Here is an 18,646-nt window from a genome sequence, read left to right as displayed (position 1 = left end):
ATAATTACTAACTAAAAGAAAAACACCAATGAGTGAAAAGTGAGTAACAGCGTGAGCAAAAAAGCAAGCAATCGCAGCAGTCAACCAACAACTACCGCATGGCGTTATTACGTAGTGCTGGCTATTGTTGCCTTGATTTATGCCGGTTTGTTAGCGCGCAGTGCTTATATTCAAATTATCGAACCTGATATGTTGAAAAAGCAGGGAGATATGCGTTCGCTTCGAACGGCTGCAAAAACAGTACAGCGTGGCTCTATTGTTGATAGAAATGGTGATGAGCTAGCGATAAGCGTGCCAGTAGAAACCGTTTGGGCAGACCCTAAAGTGATTATGGATAATAATGCACTTGCGATGACTGAACATTGGCAAGCGTTGGCTGATGTTTTAGGCCAAGATGTTAATAAACTAACGACACGCGTAGTACGTAATCCGAGAAAGCGATTCACTTATCTTGAACGAAAAATCTCCCCGGCAATGGCCAACTATATTCGTGAATTGAAGATCCCAGGAATTCATCTTCGTAAAGAATCAAAACGTTTTTATCCTACCGGAGAAATTAGTGCACATGTTGTTGGTTTTACCAATGTCGATGATAAAGGCATTGAAGGTATTGAACGGGTATATGATCAATTACTGACTGGTAAAGGTGGTGCGAAACGCTTTAGAAAAGATGCGAAAGGCCGGAAAATTGAAATTCTATCAGAGCAAGTGGCAGAAGCAGCACAAGATGTCACTTTAACCATAGACCAGCGTATTCAAGCGATTGCTTATAAAGAATTGAAGGGGGCAGTGCAAGCTTTTAAGGCCACATCAGGCTCAGTTGTTGTTGCAGATATTCATACCGGTGAAATCTTAGCGATGACGAATAGCCCTTCATATAATCCTAATAATCGCAGTAATACCGCTATTCACCGTTTTCGAAATCGCGCTATTACCGATATCTATGAGCCGGGTTCAACCATGAAGCCACTAACCGCTTTAACAGCGTTGGAGTTTGGCTCAGCAGAAGCGAATACGGTTATTGATACCAACCCTGGTTGGATGCGTTTAGGTGGAAGGCGTGTTAATGATCCAATCAATCGTGGCAAGTTATCCATTGAAGATATCTTAGTGACGTCTTCTAACATGGGCACCACCAAGTTAGCGCTTTCTGTGCCAAAAGCCTTTTTACTGGATAAGTTCTTTGATGCAGGTTTTGCCGATAATACTGGCACAGATTTGATTGGCGAAAGTTCAGGCATGATGCATGACAGGCAGCGTTGGTCAAAATTTGAATTAGCGACGCTTTCTTGGGGCTATGGTTTAGCCATAACGCCTATGCAATTAGCTAGATTTTACGCAACGCTAGCAAATGGCGGTATCAAACGCGAATTGTCTATTGTTAAACGAGAGCAACCTGCTGAAGGTGAGCGAGTATTTTCTCAAGAAAATTCACAAGCTATTACCAATATGTTGGAAACGGTTGTTGATGATCACGTCCAAAAAGCCAAGGTTGATGGTTACCGAGTTGGTGGAAAAACCGGAACTTCATTTAAAGCTGTTGCCGGTGGTTATGGTAATGATTATGTTGGACTATTTGCAGGTGTAGCGCCAATTTCAGATCCCAAGGTTGTGGTTGTTGTAGTAATCAATGATCCAGGTGGTGATCTCTATCACGGCGGTGAAGTAGCAGCGCCGGTATTTTCTCGAGTGATGAAAGGTGCATTACAGGTTTTAAATGTTGCCCCTGATAATGGTGAGCGCATAGTCTCTAGCCGAAATAATAAAAGCCAATCACAGAAGGTATTGAAGAAGGAGGCTAATGATGTCTAAGCCTCAACTATCCAATATCAAACAGTCATTAAGCGCTTTTGATATCAAGTTATCATCATCAATCAACTTTGCTGATCATCAAGGAAATCTAACTAATGATAGCCGCTTGATTGGCCAAGGTGATATTTTTTGCGCCATTATTGGACAGGCGGTAGATGGACGTGAGTTTATCAATACGGCCATTGAGCGCGGCGCAAGTTTAATTATCAGCGAATGTGAAAATCAAACTGAACATGGTGTTGTGAAAACCGCTGTGTTTAAAGAGCAATCAGCCAATGTTGTTCACTTTTATCAATTAAATAAACATCTTTTCGAGCTTACCAGTGACTATTATCAAGCGCCAAATAGCATGATGACCATGGTTGGCATTACGGGAACTAATGGTAAAACTAGTACTAGTCAATTATTAGGGCAAGTGTTAACACAATGCGAGCACCCAAGCGCCATCATAGGTACTAATGGTGCAGGTATGGTTGATACCAAAGGTGATAGTAAACTTAGTGAGCTCGCGAATACCACGCCAAGTGCGACTGATTTAGTGCAATTATTTGCTGATTTTTCAGCCCAAGGGGCAAGCCATTTAGTGATGGAAGTATCCTCGCATGCTTTAGAGCAGAAGCGGGTTAGTAGCAACATTTTTGATATCGCTGTATTTACCAATTTAAGTAGAGACCATCTAGATTACCATGGCTCGATGGCAGATTATGCTCAGGCTAAAAGGCAGCTGTTTACTAATACTGAAAAGCAGATCGCCGTTTTAAATGGTGATGATAAACAAGCACAAGCTTGGTTAGCTTCATGGACTAATAAAGATAAACTTTGGCTGTATGGTCGCAGCGATATTGTTAAACAGCATGCACAATTTGTGAGTTGTCATTCGATTAAACATCATAGTCATGGTGTTGAGTTCACTTTGCATACCCATATAGGTGATATTGCAATTAATAGCCCACTGCTGGGAGATTTTAATATCGATAACTTGATGGCTGTTATTAGCGTCTTGATGATAGAAAAATTATCTCTTAGCGACATTGCTGAAAAAATCCAAGGGCTTAAAGCTATTGCTGGTCGCATGGAAAGTTTTTCAGCCAATGGTACTTTAAGTCATACGGCTACTGCTGTGGTTGATTATGCCCATACCCCTGATGCTTTAGAAAAAGCGTTAATCGCGTGTCGTCAGCATTGTCATGGCAATTTATATGTTGTCTTTGGTTGTGGTGGTGATAGAGACAAAGGCAAGAGACCATTAATGGCACAAGCGGCCGAAAAACATGCAGATGTCCTAGTCGTCACTAATGATAACCCGCGCACTGAAGCACCATTAAGCATTATTGATGATGTTGTTGCAGGGCTCACGAGTAAAGCTCAAGTCAGTATTATTGAAAATAGAAAGCAAGCAGTCCTAACTACCTTAGCTAAAGCGCAGGAAGAAGATGTGGTTTTGCTTGCAGGTAAAGGGCACGAGGACTATCTGATCATTGGTAAAGAAAAAATTGCTTATAACGAGCGCCAAGTAGTACAAAGCTTCTTCAATAACTTGCAAGGCGAACTAGCATGATTGAACTTGATTTAACTAACTTGGCGATAGCCGCGAATGGCAAATTAGTTTGTCAGCAACCTTTAACGTCTTTGATCGTTGATAACCTAGTAACAGATTCACGTGCAATTAGAGAAAATGATGTTCAGCAGCAATCAACAACGGTATTTTTAGCACTCAAAGGGCCTAACTTTGATGGCCATCGCTTTGCTAAACAAGTCTGTGAAAATGGTTGCCAAGTGATCATAGTTGATCATCTCATTGCTGATATTGATACCAGTAAAGTAGCACAGATTATCGTTGACGATACTCGCATAGCCCTAGGTAAAATCGGCGCGTATGTTAAGGCTAAAGTTGCACCAAAAACCATTGGTATCACAGGCAGTAGTGGTAAAACAACCGTAAAAGAAATGCTCGCTGCAATTTTATCTCGTCTTGGAAAAGTACTTGCTACCAATGGTAATTTTAATAATGACATTGGCGTGCCACTTACCTTATTACGCTTATCTCATGATGATGATTTTGCGGTGATTGAGATGGGAGCAAATCATATTGGTGAAATCGCTTACACCACAGAGTTGGTAAAGCCAGACGTTGCCATGATTAACAATATAGCCGCTGCGCATTTAGAAGGCTTCGGTGATTTATGTGGTGTTGCGCGCGCTAAAGGTGAAATATTTGCAGGATTAGGCGAAGAAGGTGTTGCTCTATATAACAAAGATACCAAGTATACCAATAAGTGGCAGTGGCGATTAACAGACAAAAAGGTAGGGACATTTTCATGTATGAACCCAACCAATGCTGATGTATCAAGTAGTGATGTATCACTAGATGATAATGGTTGTGCTAGTTTTTCGTTACAAACCTCCATTGGTACATGTGATATCTCTTTAACCGTACCAGGTAAACACAATGTTTGTAATGCGGTAGCAGCGGCCTCTGCGGCAATAGAGTGTGGCGCTACGTTAGAAGATATTCGACTTGGTTTAGCAGAAATGACACCAGTGAAGGGGCGATTGAATATTTATCAGCTTGGTGAACAGATCAAGTTAATTGATGACACTTATAACGCGAATGTTGAGTCAATTAAAGCGGCCATCACGTTACTGGCAAATTACCCTGGCCAGCGGATATTAGTTTTAGGTGATATGGCTGAGCTAGGTAGCGAAGCTAGAAGTTACCATCAAGAAGTCGGTGAATATGCCAAAGAGCAAGGAATCGACGTTTTATTTACTTTAGGAGTACTAAGTCAAAATACCAGTGATGCTTTTGCTAGAAAAAACAGTGCGATAAGTGAACATTTTAGCGATAGAACTGAGCTTTCAAAGCAGGTTTGTACTTTATTAACAAAACAGTTATCGACTATAGCAACCGATGAAGATCACTGCCAAATTTTGGTTAAAGGCTCTCGTAGCGCTCATATGGAATATGTCGTTGAAGATATTATTAGTTGGCACACTAAATATAAAGAAGAAATAAAAAGCCAACTTACCAATCCTAATAAACAGGACAATTCATAATGTTACATTGGTTAGCTGAATACTTAACCCAATACTATAGCGCGTTTAACGTTTTCTCATACCTAACTTTTCGCGCGATAGTTAGTACGTTAACGGCTTTATTTATTTCGCTTTATTTTGGTCCAAAACTGATTCGCTATTTACAGAAAATGCAGATTGGTCAAACGGTACGTGATGATGGTCCAGAAAGCCACTTATCAAAATCAGGTACTCCAACCATGGGTGGTTTACTTATTTTAGCAGGTATCGTTTTTAGCATTTTACTGTGGGCTGATTTAAGCAACACCTATGTTTGGGTGGTGTTATTTGTGGTGGTGAGTTTTGGTCTTATTGGTTTTGTCGATGATTATCGTAAAGTTATCCGTAAAGATTCAAATGGACTCATTGCTAAATGGAAGTATTTTTGGCAAACAGTGGCAGGCCTTGCTACGGCAATATTTCTGTATCAAATTTCTCATCCGGATCAAACCTTTTTACTGATCCCGTTTGTTAAAGATGTCATGCCTCAATTAGGCATATTTTACATAGTAATGACCTATTTTGTGATTGTTGGAACGAGTAATGCGGTTAATTTGACTGATGGTTTAGACGGTTTAGCCATAGTACCGACCATTATGGTAGCAGGGGCCTTTGCCTTATTTGCATATGTTACCGGCAATGTAAATTTCGCCAGTTATTTACATATTCCTTATATTTCCATGACCAGTGAGTTAGTGGTTGTTTGTACCGCAATTGTAGGTGCAGGTTTAGGTTTCTTATGGTTTAACACTTACCCAGCACAAGTATTTATGGGTGATGTTGGCTCATTAGCACTTGGTGCTGCACTAGGTGTCATCGCTGTTTTAGTTAGACAAGAATTAGTGCTCTTTATTATGGGCGGAGTATTTGTAATGGAAACCGTATCGGTAATCTTACAAGTAGGCTCTTATAAAATGCGTGGTCAACGTATATTTAGAATGGCGCCAATACACCATCATTATGAATTAAAGGGTTGGCCAGAGCCACGCGTGATAGTACGTTTTTGGATTATTTCGCTTATTTTAGTACTCATTGGTTTAGCAACATTGAAACTTCGTTAAAAAACGAAAAGGACATTTTAGGTAAATGACATTGTTAACGGCAATTGAACATAAACAAATACTTGTGCTTGGCGCTGGGCTGACAGGATTATCCTGCGCGCGCTATTTAGCATCGCAAGGTTTGTGTTTTGCTGTTAACGATTCTCGTCTTAATCCATTTACTCATCATTATGATGAACAAGCGTTTAGAGCTGAATTTAATCAAGCGACTCTATCGTTAGGTAAGTGGGATTCAGCCTTAATTGCCAATGCTGATGTAATTTTGATAAGCCCTGGCATTGATAGCTCGATTGCACAGATAGCACAATTTATTAAAGCCGACTGTCAGGTGATGGGAGATGTTGAATTATTTTGCCAAATAAATAATCAAGCGGTTAAGCCAATTAAAATGCTGGCAGTCACTGGCTCTAATGGCAAGTCGACCGTGGTTTCATTATTAGATCATTTAGCAAAAAAATTATCAGTCAATGCTCAGCTTGGCGGCAATATCGGTCAGCCAGTTTTAGATTTATTAACCACTTCATCAACGAATGAATTGGCGAACTTGCCCGAGCTATTAATACTAGAGCTATCGAGTTTTCAATTAGAAACGTTACATAGCATGCAAGCAATTGCTAGCACTGTGTTGAATGTCAGTGATGATCATTTAGATCGTCATCAAACTATTGAGAATTATCAATCGATAAAGCAGGGTATATATCCTCAAGGTGGATTGGCTATTACTAATCGTGATGATCAAGCTACATCGATATTAAATAACACACAACAGTCTATTTCATTTGGAAGTGATGAGCCTGAAGTAGGGCAATTTGGTGTTCGATTTATAGAAGATAATAAGCCATATCTTGCCTTTGGCGATGAGAACTTAATCGCATTAGCGCAATTACCACTTGCAGGAATGCACAATGCATTGAATTACTTAGCGACTTTAGCTTTAGGGCAAAGTGCTGGTTGGCCATTGATGGCTATGATTGAAAACCTAGCAAGCTTTACTGGTTTGGAGCATCGTTGTCAGCGTATAGCTACCAATGACGGCATCACTTGGATTAATGACTCTAAAGCTACTAACGTTGGCGCTACCTTAGCGGCAATTAATGGTTTAGCAAAAACTTTAACTGCGGAGCAAAATTTATTACTTATAGCGGGTGGTGATGGAAAAGGGGCTGATTTTACACTATTAACGGAATCATTTGCGAAAAGCGTAAGTCAAGTAATTACCTTAGGTAAAGATGGCAATGAGATCGCTGAATTAGCAGAGACAGTCACTCAATCAACACGAGTTAAAGATCTTAAAACCGCGATTGAAGTCGCAAAAGAAAGCGCTAAGACTGGCGATATTGTTCTTCTATCTCCTGCATGTGCCAGTATTGATATGTTTAAAAACTTTACTCAACGCGGTGAACAATTTATCAGCCATGTTGAGCAGTTAACTGAGGTGAGCCATGACAACCTCAACTAACCAAATGAAATTGCCATTTAACCTAATTAAAAGCTTCTTTGCACAGATAGGAAGTAATCTTGCTGAAGTCTTTAGTGTAGATCAAAAACAACTAAATCAGAGTAATGCAATCTTTGATAGAAGTTTTATTATTATTGCGTTAAGCATGTATATGATTGGCTTAATCATGGTGGCGAGTTCGTCGATGCCAGTGGCTGAGCGATTATTCAATAACCCGTTTCATTTTGTTATTCGCCATGCAATTTATATTGTTTTAAGTTTAGGTATTGCTGGAGTTGCATTACAAATTCCTATGTCATGGTGGCAAAAAAATAGTAGTTACTTGCTGATTTTTGGCATCGTTTTATTGGTGACGGTTTTATTGATTGGTCGATCTGTCAATGGTTCAACCCGTTGGATTGTTGTTGGGCCAATTACAGTACAAGCTGCAGAGCCGGCGAAGCTTTTCTTCTTCTGCTATTTGGCTGCTTATTTAGTGCGTAGACGAGATCAAGTAATGGAAGACTGGAAAGGTTTTGCTAAACCCTTAGTGGTTTTTGCGGTACTTGCAGCTTTATTATTAAGACAACCAGATCTGGGCACTATCATTGTTATGTTTGTGACGACTTTTGGACTGTTATTTTTAGCAGGAGCCAAGTTGTGGCAATTTATTAGTCTGGCCTCAGTAGGGGTGGTATTACTGTCATTACTAGCGATATTCGAACCCTACCGTTGGCGACGAATTACAAGTTTCTTAGACCCATGGCAAGATCCTTTTGGCAGTGGTTACCAACTAACGCAATCGTTAATGGCGTATGGTCGCGGTGAGATTTTTGGTCAAGGCTTGGGTAATAGCATTCAAAAATTAGAATACTTACCTGAAGCACATACTGATTTTGTTATGGCGGTGTTGGCTGAAGAGTTTGGCTTTGTCGGCATTGCTGTTATTTTACTGTTAAGTATGGTGTTAGTTTATAAAGCGCTTATTTTAGGTCGAAAAGCTTTAGCAAAAGAGAAATTTTTTGAAGGTTTCTTCGCATATGCTATTGGTATTTGGATGTGCTTTCAAGCGGCTGTTAATGTTGGCGCAAGTGCGGGTATTGTTCCAACAAAAGGTTTAACCATGCCTTTAATTAGTTATGGTGGCAGCTCAATGATTATCATGACCATAGCGGTTGTTATCCTTATTCGCATCGATCATGAATTACGCATGCAAAGTATTCAGGCGACGTCCTCTAAAACTAGAGGAAATAAATAATGTCGATAATAAATACCGCAAATGCTCCAAAGCTATTAGTTATGGCGGGTGGTACTGGTGGACATATCTTTCCTGGCTTGGCTGTGGCAGACCTACTAAAAGAGCAAGGTTGGAATATACATTGGTTAGGCACGCCTGAGCGCATGGAGGCGAATATCGTACCAGAGCATGGTTATGATATTTCATTTATTAATATTAGCGGCATGCGAAACAAAGGCTTATTGTCTTTGCTGAAGTTACCTTTTAAGTTACTGCATTCGTTATGGCAGGGGATTAGGGTAATAAAAGCGACAAAACCAGATGTGGTTTTAGGTATGGGCGGTTACGCTAGTGGTCCAGGTGGTTTAGCAGCATGGCTGATGAGGAAACCTCTCGTTGTACATGAGCAAAATGCAGCAGCAGGTTTAACCAATAGATTGTTAACGCGTATTGCCAGTAAAGTTTGCAGTGCTTTTCCAAATGCCTTTAACTCGAATGTGACTGTTGATGTAGTGGGAAACCCATTAAGAACAAGTATTTCTGAACAAAATCATCCAGAAAGTGATGATGACAATACTAAAGATGTTACAAAATTGACAAATAATATTCTTGTCGTTGGTGGTAGTTTAGGGGCGCAAGTGCTTAATCAAACGGTACCGGAAAGCTTTGCCCAGTTAACCAAACAGCAAGAAAGTGAATTACCTTTTAATATTTGGCATCAAACAGGTAAGGGAAATCAAGAGCAAGTCATAGCGGCCTACAATCAACACCATTTTGATGACGAGCAAGTGAGAGTCACTGAATTTATTAAAGATATTGCTAGTGCTTATCAGTGGGCTGATTTGGTGATATGTCGTGCTGGTGCGTTAACAGTTTCAGAGTTAGCGATGGCTGCAAAACCGGCAATATTCATTCCGTTGCCTCATGCGGTAGATGATCATCAAACTAAAAATGCTCAATATTTGGTGGCACGTGGCGGAGCAATGTTAATTAAACAAGCTGAACTAAACAGTGAAGGTTTGGTTAAAACATTAAAAAATTTATTTAGTGAACAACAAGTATTAAATGTTATGTCAAAAGCGGCTTTTGCTGCAGCTGATATAAACGCAACCCGTAAAGTTGCACATATTTGTCAGCAGTTGATACCTGCTAGCAAGCAAAATGAAATTTCGAGTTAAAACAGAGTAATACTATGAGTATATCAGCAAGAAAAGACAGTTTAACCAAAGTACCCGAAATGCGTCGAGTAAAGCGTATTCATTTTGTCGGTATTGGGGGTGCTGGTATGGGCGGGATTGCTGAAGTACTGTTAAATGAAGGTTATCAAATATCAGGCTCTGATATTGGTGAAAACCAAGTGGTTCAACGTTTGACTAAGTTAGGTGCTACGGTCCATATAGGACATGAGAGTGAAAACATTAGTGGTGCAAGTGTCATTGTAGTCTCCACCGCGATTGATGAAAGTAATCCTGAATTAATTGCTGCAAAATCAGCACGTATTCCCGTTGTTCGACGCGCTGAAATGCTTGCCGAGTTAATGAGGTTTAGACACGGTATTGCTATTGCGGGTACTCACGGAAAAACCACTACCACTAGTTTAATCGCGAGTATTTTTGCTCAAGGGCAATTAGATCCTACTTTTGTTATTGGTGGATTACTCAATAGTGCTGGTACTAATGCACGACTAGGTAGCAGCCGTTATTTAGTAGCTGAAGCTGACGAAAGCGATGCTTCATTTTTACATCTACAACCTATGGTGTCGGTCATAACCAATATTGATGCTGATCACATGGAAACGTATCAAGGTGACTTTGAAAAATTAAAAGATACCTACATTGAGTTTTTACATAATTTACCTTTTTATGGCTTGGCCGTCGTTTGTATCGACAACCCTGTGGTACGTGAGCTATTACCACGTATCAGCCGACAAGTAATTACCTATGGTTTTTCTCAAGATGCTGATATTCGAGCAGTAAATTACCAACAAGATGGCGGTGTAAGTTACTTCACGGTAGAAATGGATGGGCAACCGCCACTTGATATGAGTGTTAATTTACCTGGGCAGCATAATGTTCTTAATGCACTAGCAGGAGTTGCGGTAGCAAAAGATGAAGGTATTAATGATGATGCTATTTGCCAAGCACTTACTGAGTTCGCAGGTATTGGTCGTCGTTTTGAGCAACTTGCTGATTTAAGTACTAGCGCAGGTGATATGGTACTCGTAGATGATTACGGGCATCACCCAAGCGAAGTAAAAGCAACTATTTTGGCTATGCGTACTGGTTGGCCTGATAAACGTTTAGTGATGGTTTTTCAGCCGCATCGTTATTCACGAACACGTGATTTGTATGAAGATTTTGTGGAAGTATTGTCTGAGGTTGATTGTTTGTTTTTACTTGATGTTTATGCCGCTGGAGAAACACCCGTTGCATCAGCAGATAGTAAAAGTTTAGCGCGCTCTATTCGTCAAAGAGGTCAAATTGAACCTGTTTATGTTAGCGATGTTGATAAGTTACCTGAACTTTTAGCGGCTCAATTACAAGATAACGACATGGTCATCACTCAAGGTGCCGGTAATATTGGCGCAGTTGCAAGGTCATTATCGAGCAATACCTTATTACAAGTGAGTAAGGGTTAATGATGAATCTTGCTGATGTAAAAAAACAACCAATAGCAGTGTTGTACGGTGGTAGCTCAGCAGAGCGAGAGGTATCGCTAAACTCAGGTAAAGCCATAGCACAAGGACTGGAGCAAGCTGGCTTTAATGTTGTATTAATGGATACTAAAGAGCAGCCATTAACCGGTTTGGTCGAGCAAAAAATCAAGCATGTTTTCATTGCCCTGCATGGTCGCGGTGGAGAGGATGGTTGTTTACAAGGTGCATTGGAGTCGTTGGGGATTACGTACACAGGCTCTAATGTTTTAGGATCAGCATTGTCAATGGACAAGGTGCGCAGCAAACAAATTTTTAAAGCGTGTGGTTTGGCCACCGCGCCATTCGCTGTGGTTAGTAAGGCTGAATTTGAAGTATTAGATATTGACAGTTTACTTAATGATTTGGGTGGAAAAGTCATGGTGAAGCCTGCTCATGAAGGCTCAAGTATTGGCATGGCGATGGCTGATACCAATGAGAAACTTACCAACGCATTAGTTGAGGCATTTGGTTTTGACGGTGAAGTATTGCTTGAAGCTTGGATTGATGGACCAGAATATACAGTGGCTATTTTAGGTGATGAAGCGCTACCTGCAATTCACATGGAAACTCCGAGAGAGTTTTATGACTATGAAGCTAAATACCAATCTACTAGCACACAGTACCATTGTCCATCGGGCTTAGAGCACGATGCAGAAGAGCAAATTAAAGCATTATCGTTACAAGCATTTAAGGCAACAGGAGCAAGTGGCTGGGGACGCGTTGATATTATGCAAAACAATCAAGGTGAATGGCAGTTACTAGAAGTTAATACCGTACCAGGCATGACAGAAACGTCATTAGTACCAAAAGCTGCCAAAGTTTACGGTTTATCATTTAGTGAATTGGTTGAGCGAATAGTGATGCTCAGCGTAGAAAATAGGTAATAAAATACTATGACGAATAAGTCATCAGCAACAAAAAATCAGCAAGCTTGGGCGTTTGGCCTAGGCTTAGCCTTTTTTGTTACTGTGCTTATTGTTTTGATCAGTACAGCTTGGTGGTTATCGCAGCAAGTATTTGGGCAAGAGAATTCACCAGTCAATTCTGTAGTGATCAGCGGTGAAATGCCATTTACTCAGGAACAAGAAGTTATGGCAGCGATGAATGACATTGATTTAGGCAATTTTTTTGAAGTCGATGTAAATAATATTCAAGCCCAAGTTGCGGCGCTTCCTTGGGTGTACTCAGTAGCAGTGCGTAAGCAATGGCCTGATGAAGTAAAAATTTATGTTGTTGATCAAACACCTGTTGCTTTATGGAACGGTGACTTTTTACTAAATCAATTTGGTAAGGCGTTTCAAGCAGATACATCAAGAATTAATGATGCTTTACCGCAGTTCTTTGGTCCAGAAGGTAGTGAGTTGTTGGCGCTAGAAAACTATGGCGATTTGAACGGTTTACTTGAGTACAGTGAGTTGGCAATTGAAGAGTTAGTGCTAAGTGAACGTTTTTCATGGCAACTAACATTAAATGATGGCGTAATGCTGAATTTAGGCCGTGAAGAAAGGGTAGAGCGTATTCAGCGGTTTATGGACGTCTACCCATTAATAAAGTTGCATTTAAAGCAAGAAGCACAAGAGAAAAATAATAACAAAAAACAGCCGAAACAAGCAGTGGATTATATCGATTTACGTTATGATACCGGGTTGGCGGTTGGTTGGAAGACTATAGCTAATAAAACGTATAAAAAACAAACAAATAATTGGGTTGGATTACTAAAAAGCGCCCAATTTGATAATAAAATTAAAATAACGAAAAAAGAGTTTACCTTAAATGCCTAAAGTTACCGAAAGAAATTTAGTCGTTGGATTAGATATTGGAACGTCCAAAATTTCCGTTGCCGTTGGCGAGATCACGCCTGATCATCAGCTGAGCATCGTTGGGGTTGGTAATCAACCTGCTAGAGGTATGGATAAAGGTGGAGTAAACGATCTTAATTTAGTTATTCAATCAATTCAGCGAGCAATAAATGAAGCTGAATTGATGGCAGACTGCCAAATTAGCTCAATATATTTAGGAATTTCTGGGAAGCATATCAGCTGTCAAAATGAAAATGGCATGGTACCCATTAATGATAAAGAAGTTATCCAAGAAGATGTGGACAATGTTATTCATACAGCTCGCTCTGTACCGATTTCAGCAGAACGTCGTATGTTGCATGTATTGCCTCAAGAATACAGCATTGATGTTCAAGACGGGATAAAAAGCCCTATTGGAATGTCGGGTGTTCGAATGGAAGCCAAAGTACATATTATTACTTGCGCGAATGACATGGCAAAAAACTTAGTTAAGTGTGTTGAACGTTGCAATTTAAATGCCGATCAACTGATTTTTTCTGCACTTGCTTCAAGTTATTCAGTATTAACGGATGATGAAAAAGAGTTAGGTATCTGCGTAGTAGATATGGGCGCAGGCACTATGGATATTTCAGTGTTTACTGGTGGTGCATTAAGACATACCGCAGTAATACCGGTAGCGGGCAATCAAGTTACCAGCGATATCGCGAAAATATTTCGTACTCCACTTAGCCATGCTGAAGACATTAAAGTGCAATATGCTTGCGCATTAAAGCATTTAGTCAGTATGGAAGAAAGTATAGAGGTGCCGAGTGTTGGCGGTCGTCCAGCGAGAAGTATGTCAAGACATACCTTATCGGAAGTGGTTGAGCCAAGATATCATGAATTATTTGAGCTTATTCAAGAAGAAGTTCGTGAAGCCGGGTTAGAAGATCAAATAGCTGCCGGTTATGTGCTCACAGGTGGTACTGCAAAAATGGAAGGTGTAGTTGAATTTGCTGAAGAAGTTTTTCAAATGCCAGTACGATTAGCAAAGCCATTAGCCGTACAAGGGTTAAAAGAATATGTTGATGATCCAAGTTATGCGACCGTAGTTGGTCTATTGCATTATGGGTTGCAAGCGCATGAATCAGGCGTACAAGAACAAACAAAGGTTGAAGGTGTTACCGGTTTATGGTCACGCCTTCATGCTTGGTTTAAAGGCGAATTTTAAGTTTAATCAATAACGAGGTGAGTAAATTATTCGTCTCGATAAAATTTTTATAGAAAATTAATTTTTAAGTGCAAAAACGGAGAGAAAAAATGTTTGAATTAATGGAAGACCATAACGAAGAAGCGGTCATAAAGGTCGTAGGTGTAGGTGGAGGCGGCGGCAACGCTGTTGAACACATGGTAAGTCAAACCATTGAAGGAGTTGAATTTACTACCGCAAATACAGATTCACAGGCGTTACGCAATTCGTCAGCTAATGTGACATTGCAATTAGGATCTGATGTTACTAAAGGGCTTGGCGCTGGCGCTAACCCTAACATTGGCCGTCAAGCTGCTGAAGAAGATAGAGAAACAATTGCGCAAACGTTACAAGGTGCCGATATGATCTTTATCGCTGCTGGTATGGGCGGTGGTACTGGTACCGGTGCTGCACCTGTTGTTGCTGAAGTAGCAAAAGAAATGGGAATTTTAACAGTGGCAGTTGTCACTAAACCATTCCCATTTGAAGGTAAGAAACGTATGAGCTATGCCGATCAAGGTATCGAGGCTCTAGCTAAAAGCGTTGACTCTTTAATTACTATTCCTAACGAGAAGTTATTAAAAGTACTTGGCCCTGGCACAAGCTTATTAGACGCTTTTAAAGCGGCAAATAACGTATTACTTGGTGCTGTTCAAGGTATTGCAGAGCTTATTACTCGTCCGGGTTTAATCAATGTCGATTTCGCCGATGTACGCACAGTAATGTCTGAAATGGGTACGGCTATGATGGGATCAGGTATCGCATCAGGTGAAGACAGAGCAGAAGAAGCAGCTGAAGCGGCAATTTCTAGTCCGTTACTTGAAGATGTTGATTTAGCTGGTGCTCGCGGTATTTTAGTTAATATCACAGCAGGCATGGATATTAGCATTGATGAATTTGAGACTGTTGGTAATGCGGTAAAAGCATTTGCCAGTGAAAATGCTACTGTGGTTGTGGGTGCAGTAATTGACCCTGAAATGACCGAAGAGTTGAGAGTGACTGTTGTTGCCACAGGTATTGGCGCAGAAAGTAAGCCTGATATTACCTTAGTGAACCCAGTACCTATGGTTGAGCCTAAAGTAGTTGGCGCTGATTATACGCCTGCAGCAGCACCACAAGTTGAAACAAGTGCTGAACCGGTGACTATGACAGATAGTAATGTACAAAAGGTTGCTCATGCTGATTTAGATAACTATTTAGATATTCCAGCATTTTTGCGAAAGCAAGCTGACTAGTAACAAATAACAGTAATAAATTTACAAAATGATACTGGCTAGCCAAGGATTGTCAGCGTAATCTAAAAGTTACCGTTTTGTAACTAGTAGATAATATTGACCTAGCATAAAGTGATATTTTGATTTTATTAGCTATTTTTGTTATATTGTGCGCCCGCCAAAATTGGGTGGTCTGATTTGTTGACGTTTGAATAATTTAATTTATTAAGTAGATTCAGTGTTACAAGTCTGTCGGTAAGTAATAGATACATAGCTAAAAGCGAAGAAACGAGGCTAATATGATTAAGCAACGTACACTAAAAACAAGCGTTTCAACCGTAGGTGTTGGATTACATAAAGGTGAAAAGGTACAGGTTACTCTCCGACCTGCGCCAGCAAACACTGGTATTGTATTTCGTCGAGTTGATCTCGATCCTGTAGTTGATATCAAAGCAACGCCTGATGCCGTGGGTGAAACCACACTGTGTACTTGTTTGGTAAATGAACAGCAAGTTAAAGTTTCTACGGTTGAACACCTGTTATCGGCAGTATCTGGTTTAGGTATTGATAACCTAGTTATCGATGTTGACGCTCCTGAAATTCCTATTATGGATGGTAGTGCACTTCCATTTGTATATTTAATTCAGTCAGTTGGCATCGAAACACAAAATGCACCTAAACGATTTATTCGCATTAAAAAAGCTATTCGAGTTGAAGAAGGCGATAAGTGGGCAGAGCTGTTACCTTATAATGGTTTTAGAGTTAATTTTGCTATTGAATTTGAGCATCCTGTTATCGCAACTACCTGTCAAACCATGAGTATGGACTTCTCTAGCTGTTCTTTTATTAAAGAAATTAGCCGTGCTCGTACCTTTGGTTTTATGAAAGATATTGAGTTTCTCCGTTCTCATAATCTTGCTTTAGGTGGCAGCTTAGAAAACGCAATTGTGCTTGATGATTATCGTATGCTTAATAAAAATGAATTACGCTATGATGATGAATTTGTGAAGCACAAAATCTTAGATGCAATTGGCGACCTTTATATGGGAAGTGCCAGTATCTTGGGTGAATTAAATGCCTTTAAATCTGGTCACGGTTTAAACAACATGCTTTTAAGAGAAGTGTTTAAACAAGAAGATGCTTGGGAATGGGTTACATTTGAGCAAGAAAATGCTTTGGCACCTATTGAGTATCAAGAAGTGAGCGCTAGCGCATTTTAAGTTATAAAAATTAATAAAAACCGAGTTGTTACTCGGTTTTTTGCGTTTATGGATAGCTATAAATACCTCTAATACCATTCCATCTAAGAAAGTGATCGCTTAGCGAGAATTTATAGGTTTAGAGGTAAGGCATTGATTGCAAATAATAGTTATTCTATTGTTAAAATTAATAACGCAGCATATAAGCCTTTAAAACTCGCCCTTTGGGAACGAATGGGCATCATGATAAAAGCACAAAATTTGTTTGATGTAGAATAACTATACCTAAACATATTTTTTTTGTTCTCATAACGCCCATGTCGTTCTAAGTGGTCACTTCTTTAGATGGATTGGTATAATGTAATCATTTGTTGGCGATTTTAGCTAACTTTTCTAATTTCTCTTTTAAACCTTGAGGTGCATTTTCAGCAACTTCAAGTAAATGTTTTGCCGTCTTTGTAGAAATGCTTTTAGCTGAAGGTGTTTTAGCTTTTCTAGCATAGCTTGCTTTTTTAGCTGCTTGTTGGTGGCCATAAGGGTTAATCTTTATATCTATCTGGTTAAATTGACCTTGAGTTTCTACTTGTAAAGATTGGCAGATATTGTTGCGTTCAAATTGTAATCTTTGCCCCCATACTGGTGATTTCACTTCAATAACTAAAGTATTATTAACGAAATTAGTAATATTAAGTGCATCTTCTGGTAGGTCAGGGCAAATTTGTCGTACAATGTCACACAATTGACTCAAAGAGTTGGTTTTTGCCTTGATTTGTGCCAAAGTGCCTGTCGTCGAATTAAATAGCGTTGACATATCTTTGGGAGCTTTGGGTCTGCGAGCCATATTAAAAACCTGATCTTGAGATTTTGTTAACCTGAACACTAAAATGGTGTGAGAGTATTCTCACTCTAAGTAATACAATATGAGTTTAACACTACTATACCGCGGAAAGAATGTTAGATTTTCAATGCGCCTAAATAAGCTGCATTGGCTTTCTGCTGTATTGGCATTTGCTTTCATTTCAGGCGTAGTTGTGCATTTGATGCTTTCATCAAGCGAACAACCTACAGAATCTAATGATTATTTGTCTGAGAACACGTCTCCATTAGATAACATCAATGTCAGTGATAATAAACAATCTTCAGATAAATTAGTTGCTTTAAAAAAGCAACAACTAACGGCATTAACAATCAAGCTTGCAGAATTGCAATCTCAAGTGTTACGTCTAAATGCACTAGGCGAGCGCTTGGCAGATAATGCCAATATACCTGAACAAGAATTTAATTTTCAACAGTTGCCACCAAGTGGTGGACCTGCTTCTTTTAATGGTGAGGCAGTTCGAAAATCATTTAAGCAGTTACTAAATGAAATCTCTGTTTTAGAGTCAACATTAAAACATGAAGAAAATCAGCTGCAAATGCTTGAATCTTTAAATTTAGGTCACCATATAGAAAATACACGCTATTTATCAGGTAGGCCAATCAGTAAAGGTTGGTTGTCCTCATATTATGGAATGCGTAAAGACCCTTTTCATGGTCGACCAGCGATGCATAAAGGAATTGATTTTGCCGGTAAAGAAGATGGAGAAATCATCGCGACAGCTTCAGGTGTAGTTAGTTGGGCTGATGATCGATATGGCTATGGGCAGTTAATCGAAATAAATCATGGCGATGGTTTGAAAACCCGTTATGGTCACAACAAAGTATTATTAGTTAATGTGGGGGATGTAGTTACCAAAGGACAGGTTATAGCACGTATGGGAAGTACTGGGCGCTCAACAGGCCCACACGTACATTATGAAATCTTGCATAATAATAAACAAATTAACCCACTTAAATTTGTTTATCGTAAAGCGAAATAACGTTAAAAAATATATAATATTCACTCAGT

General features: G+C 39.7%; 15 protein-coding genes. 14 read left to right on the top strand and 1 reads right to left on the bottom strand.

Annotated elements, in window-relative coordinates:
• Positions 1-39 precede the first annotated feature (39 nt).
• From AC27IF_RS04480 to lpxC, 13 genes are all read left to right on the top strand, one after another.
• Positions 40-1,812, top strand: coding sequence for a peptidoglycan D,D-transpeptidase FtsI family protein (locus tag AC27IF_RS04480; RefSeq protein ID WP_487052534.1), 1,773 nt, complete (start codon positions 40-42; stop codon positions 1,810-1,812).
• Positions 1,802-3,370, top strand: a complete 1,569-nt coding sequence (locus AC27IF_RS04475; RefSeq protein ID WP_487052533.1) for a UDP-N-acetylmuramoyl-L-alanyl-D-glutamate--2,6-diaminopimelate ligase — start codon at positions 1,802-1,804, stop codon at positions 3,368-3,370. Before AC27IF_RS04480 ends, AC27IF_RS04475 begins: the two co-directional genes overlap by 11 nt.
• Complete coding sequence (locus tag AC27IF_RS04470) at positions 3,367-4,869, top strand: UDP-N-acetylmuramoyl-tripeptide--D-alanyl-D-alanine ligase (RefSeq protein ID WP_487052532.1); 1,503 nt, start codon at positions 3,367-3,369, stop codon at positions 4,867-4,869. Before AC27IF_RS04475 ends, AC27IF_RS04470 begins: the two co-directional genes overlap by 4 nt.
• Complete coding sequence (mraY, locus tag AC27IF_RS04465; protein WP_487052531.1) at positions 4,869-5,948, top strand: phospho-N-acetylmuramoyl-pentapeptide-transferase; 1,080 nt, start codon at positions 4,869-4,871, stop codon at positions 5,946-5,948. The genes AC27IF_RS04470 and mraY overlap by 1 nt, the downstream gene beginning before the upstream one ends.
• 25 nt (positions 5,949-5,973) lie before the next feature.
• Positions 5,974-7,407, top strand: coding sequence for a UDP-N-acetylmuramoyl-L-alanine--D-glutamate ligase (gene murD, locus AC27IF_RS04460; protein WP_487052530.1), 1,434 nt, complete (start codon positions 5,974-5,976; stop codon positions 7,405-7,407).
• 4 nt (positions 7,408-7,411) lie between these two features.
• Positions 7,412-8,644 (top strand): cell division protein FtsW, encoded by a 1,233-nt coding sequence (ftsW, locus tag AC27IF_RS04455; RefSeq protein ID WP_487052755.1) that lies wholly within the window; start codon positions 7,412-7,414, stop codon positions 8,642-8,644.
• Positions 8,644-9,801: an undecaprenyldiphospho-muramoylpentapeptide beta-N-acetylglucosaminyltransferase gene (gene murG, locus AC27IF_RS04450; RefSeq protein ID WP_487052529.1), complete on the top strand. Its 1,158-nt coding sequence runs from the start codon at positions 8,644-8,646 to the stop codon at positions 9,799-9,801. The genes ftsW and murG overlap by 1 nt, the downstream gene beginning before the upstream one ends.
• Positions 9,802-9,815: 14 nt before the next feature.
• Positions 9,816-11,261, top strand: coding sequence for a UDP-N-acetylmuramate--L-alanine ligase (gene murC, locus AC27IF_RS04445; protein ID WP_487052528.1), 1,446 nt, complete (start codon positions 9,816-9,818; stop codon positions 11,259-11,261).
• A 2-nt stretch (positions 11,262-11,263) separates the two neighbouring features.
• Entirely contained in the window at positions 11,264-12,202 is a 939-nt protein-coding gene (locus AC27IF_RS04440; RefSeq protein ID WP_487052754.1) for a D-alanine--D-alanine ligase, read from the top strand.
• A gap of 9 nt (positions 12,203-12,211) precedes the next feature.
• A complete protein-coding gene (locus AC27IF_RS04435) occupies positions 12,212-13,099 on the top strand; it encodes a cell division protein FtsQ/DivIB (RefSeq protein ID WP_487052527.1) in 888 nt (295 codons plus the stop codon).
• Positions 13,092-14,327, top strand: a complete 1,236-nt coding sequence (gene ftsA / locus AC27IF_RS04430) for a cell division protein FtsA (protein WP_487052526.1) — start codon at positions 13,092-13,094, stop codon at positions 14,325-14,327. Before AC27IF_RS04435 ends, ftsA begins: the two co-directional genes overlap by 8 nt.
• Positions 14,328-14,416: 89 nt before the next feature.
• On the top strand, positions 14,417-15,580 hold the full coding sequence (ftsZ, locus tag AC27IF_RS04425) for a cell division protein FtsZ (RefSeq protein WP_487052525.1): 1,164 nt from the start codon (positions 14,417-14,419) through the stop codon (positions 15,578-15,580).
• A 278-nt stretch (positions 15,581-15,858) separates the two neighbouring features.
• Positions 15,859-16,779, top strand: a complete 921-nt coding sequence (gene lpxC, locus AC27IF_RS04420; protein ID WP_487052524.1) for a UDP-3-O-acyl-N-acetylglucosamine deacetylase — start codon at positions 15,859-15,861, stop codon at positions 16,777-16,779.
• Positions 16,780-17,122: 343 nt separating this feature from the next.
• Here the strand turns inward: lpxC and AC27IF_RS04415 are convergent, their stop codons facing one another.
• Positions 17,123-17,599, bottom strand: a complete 477-nt coding sequence (locus tag AC27IF_RS04415) for a DUF721 domain-containing protein (RefSeq protein ID WP_487052523.1) — start codon at positions 17,597-17,599, stop codon at positions 17,123-17,125.
• Between the two features lie 79 nt (positions 17,600-17,678).
• Between AC27IF_RS04415 and AC27IF_RS04410 the strand changes: the two genes are divergently transcribed.
• The gene (locus AC27IF_RS04410) at positions 17,679-18,617 is read left to right on the top strand and encodes a peptidoglycan DD-metalloendopeptidase family protein (protein ID WP_487052522.1); all 939 of its coding nucleotides are present in this window, start codon (positions 17,679-17,681) and stop codon (positions 18,615-18,617) included.
• Positions 18,618-18,646 lie beyond the last annotated feature (29 nt).

The sequence above is a fragment of the Colwellia sp. KS18-150 genome (genome assembly GCF_057551365.1).
This window is presented reverse-complemented; position numbering and strand designations above follow the sequence as displayed.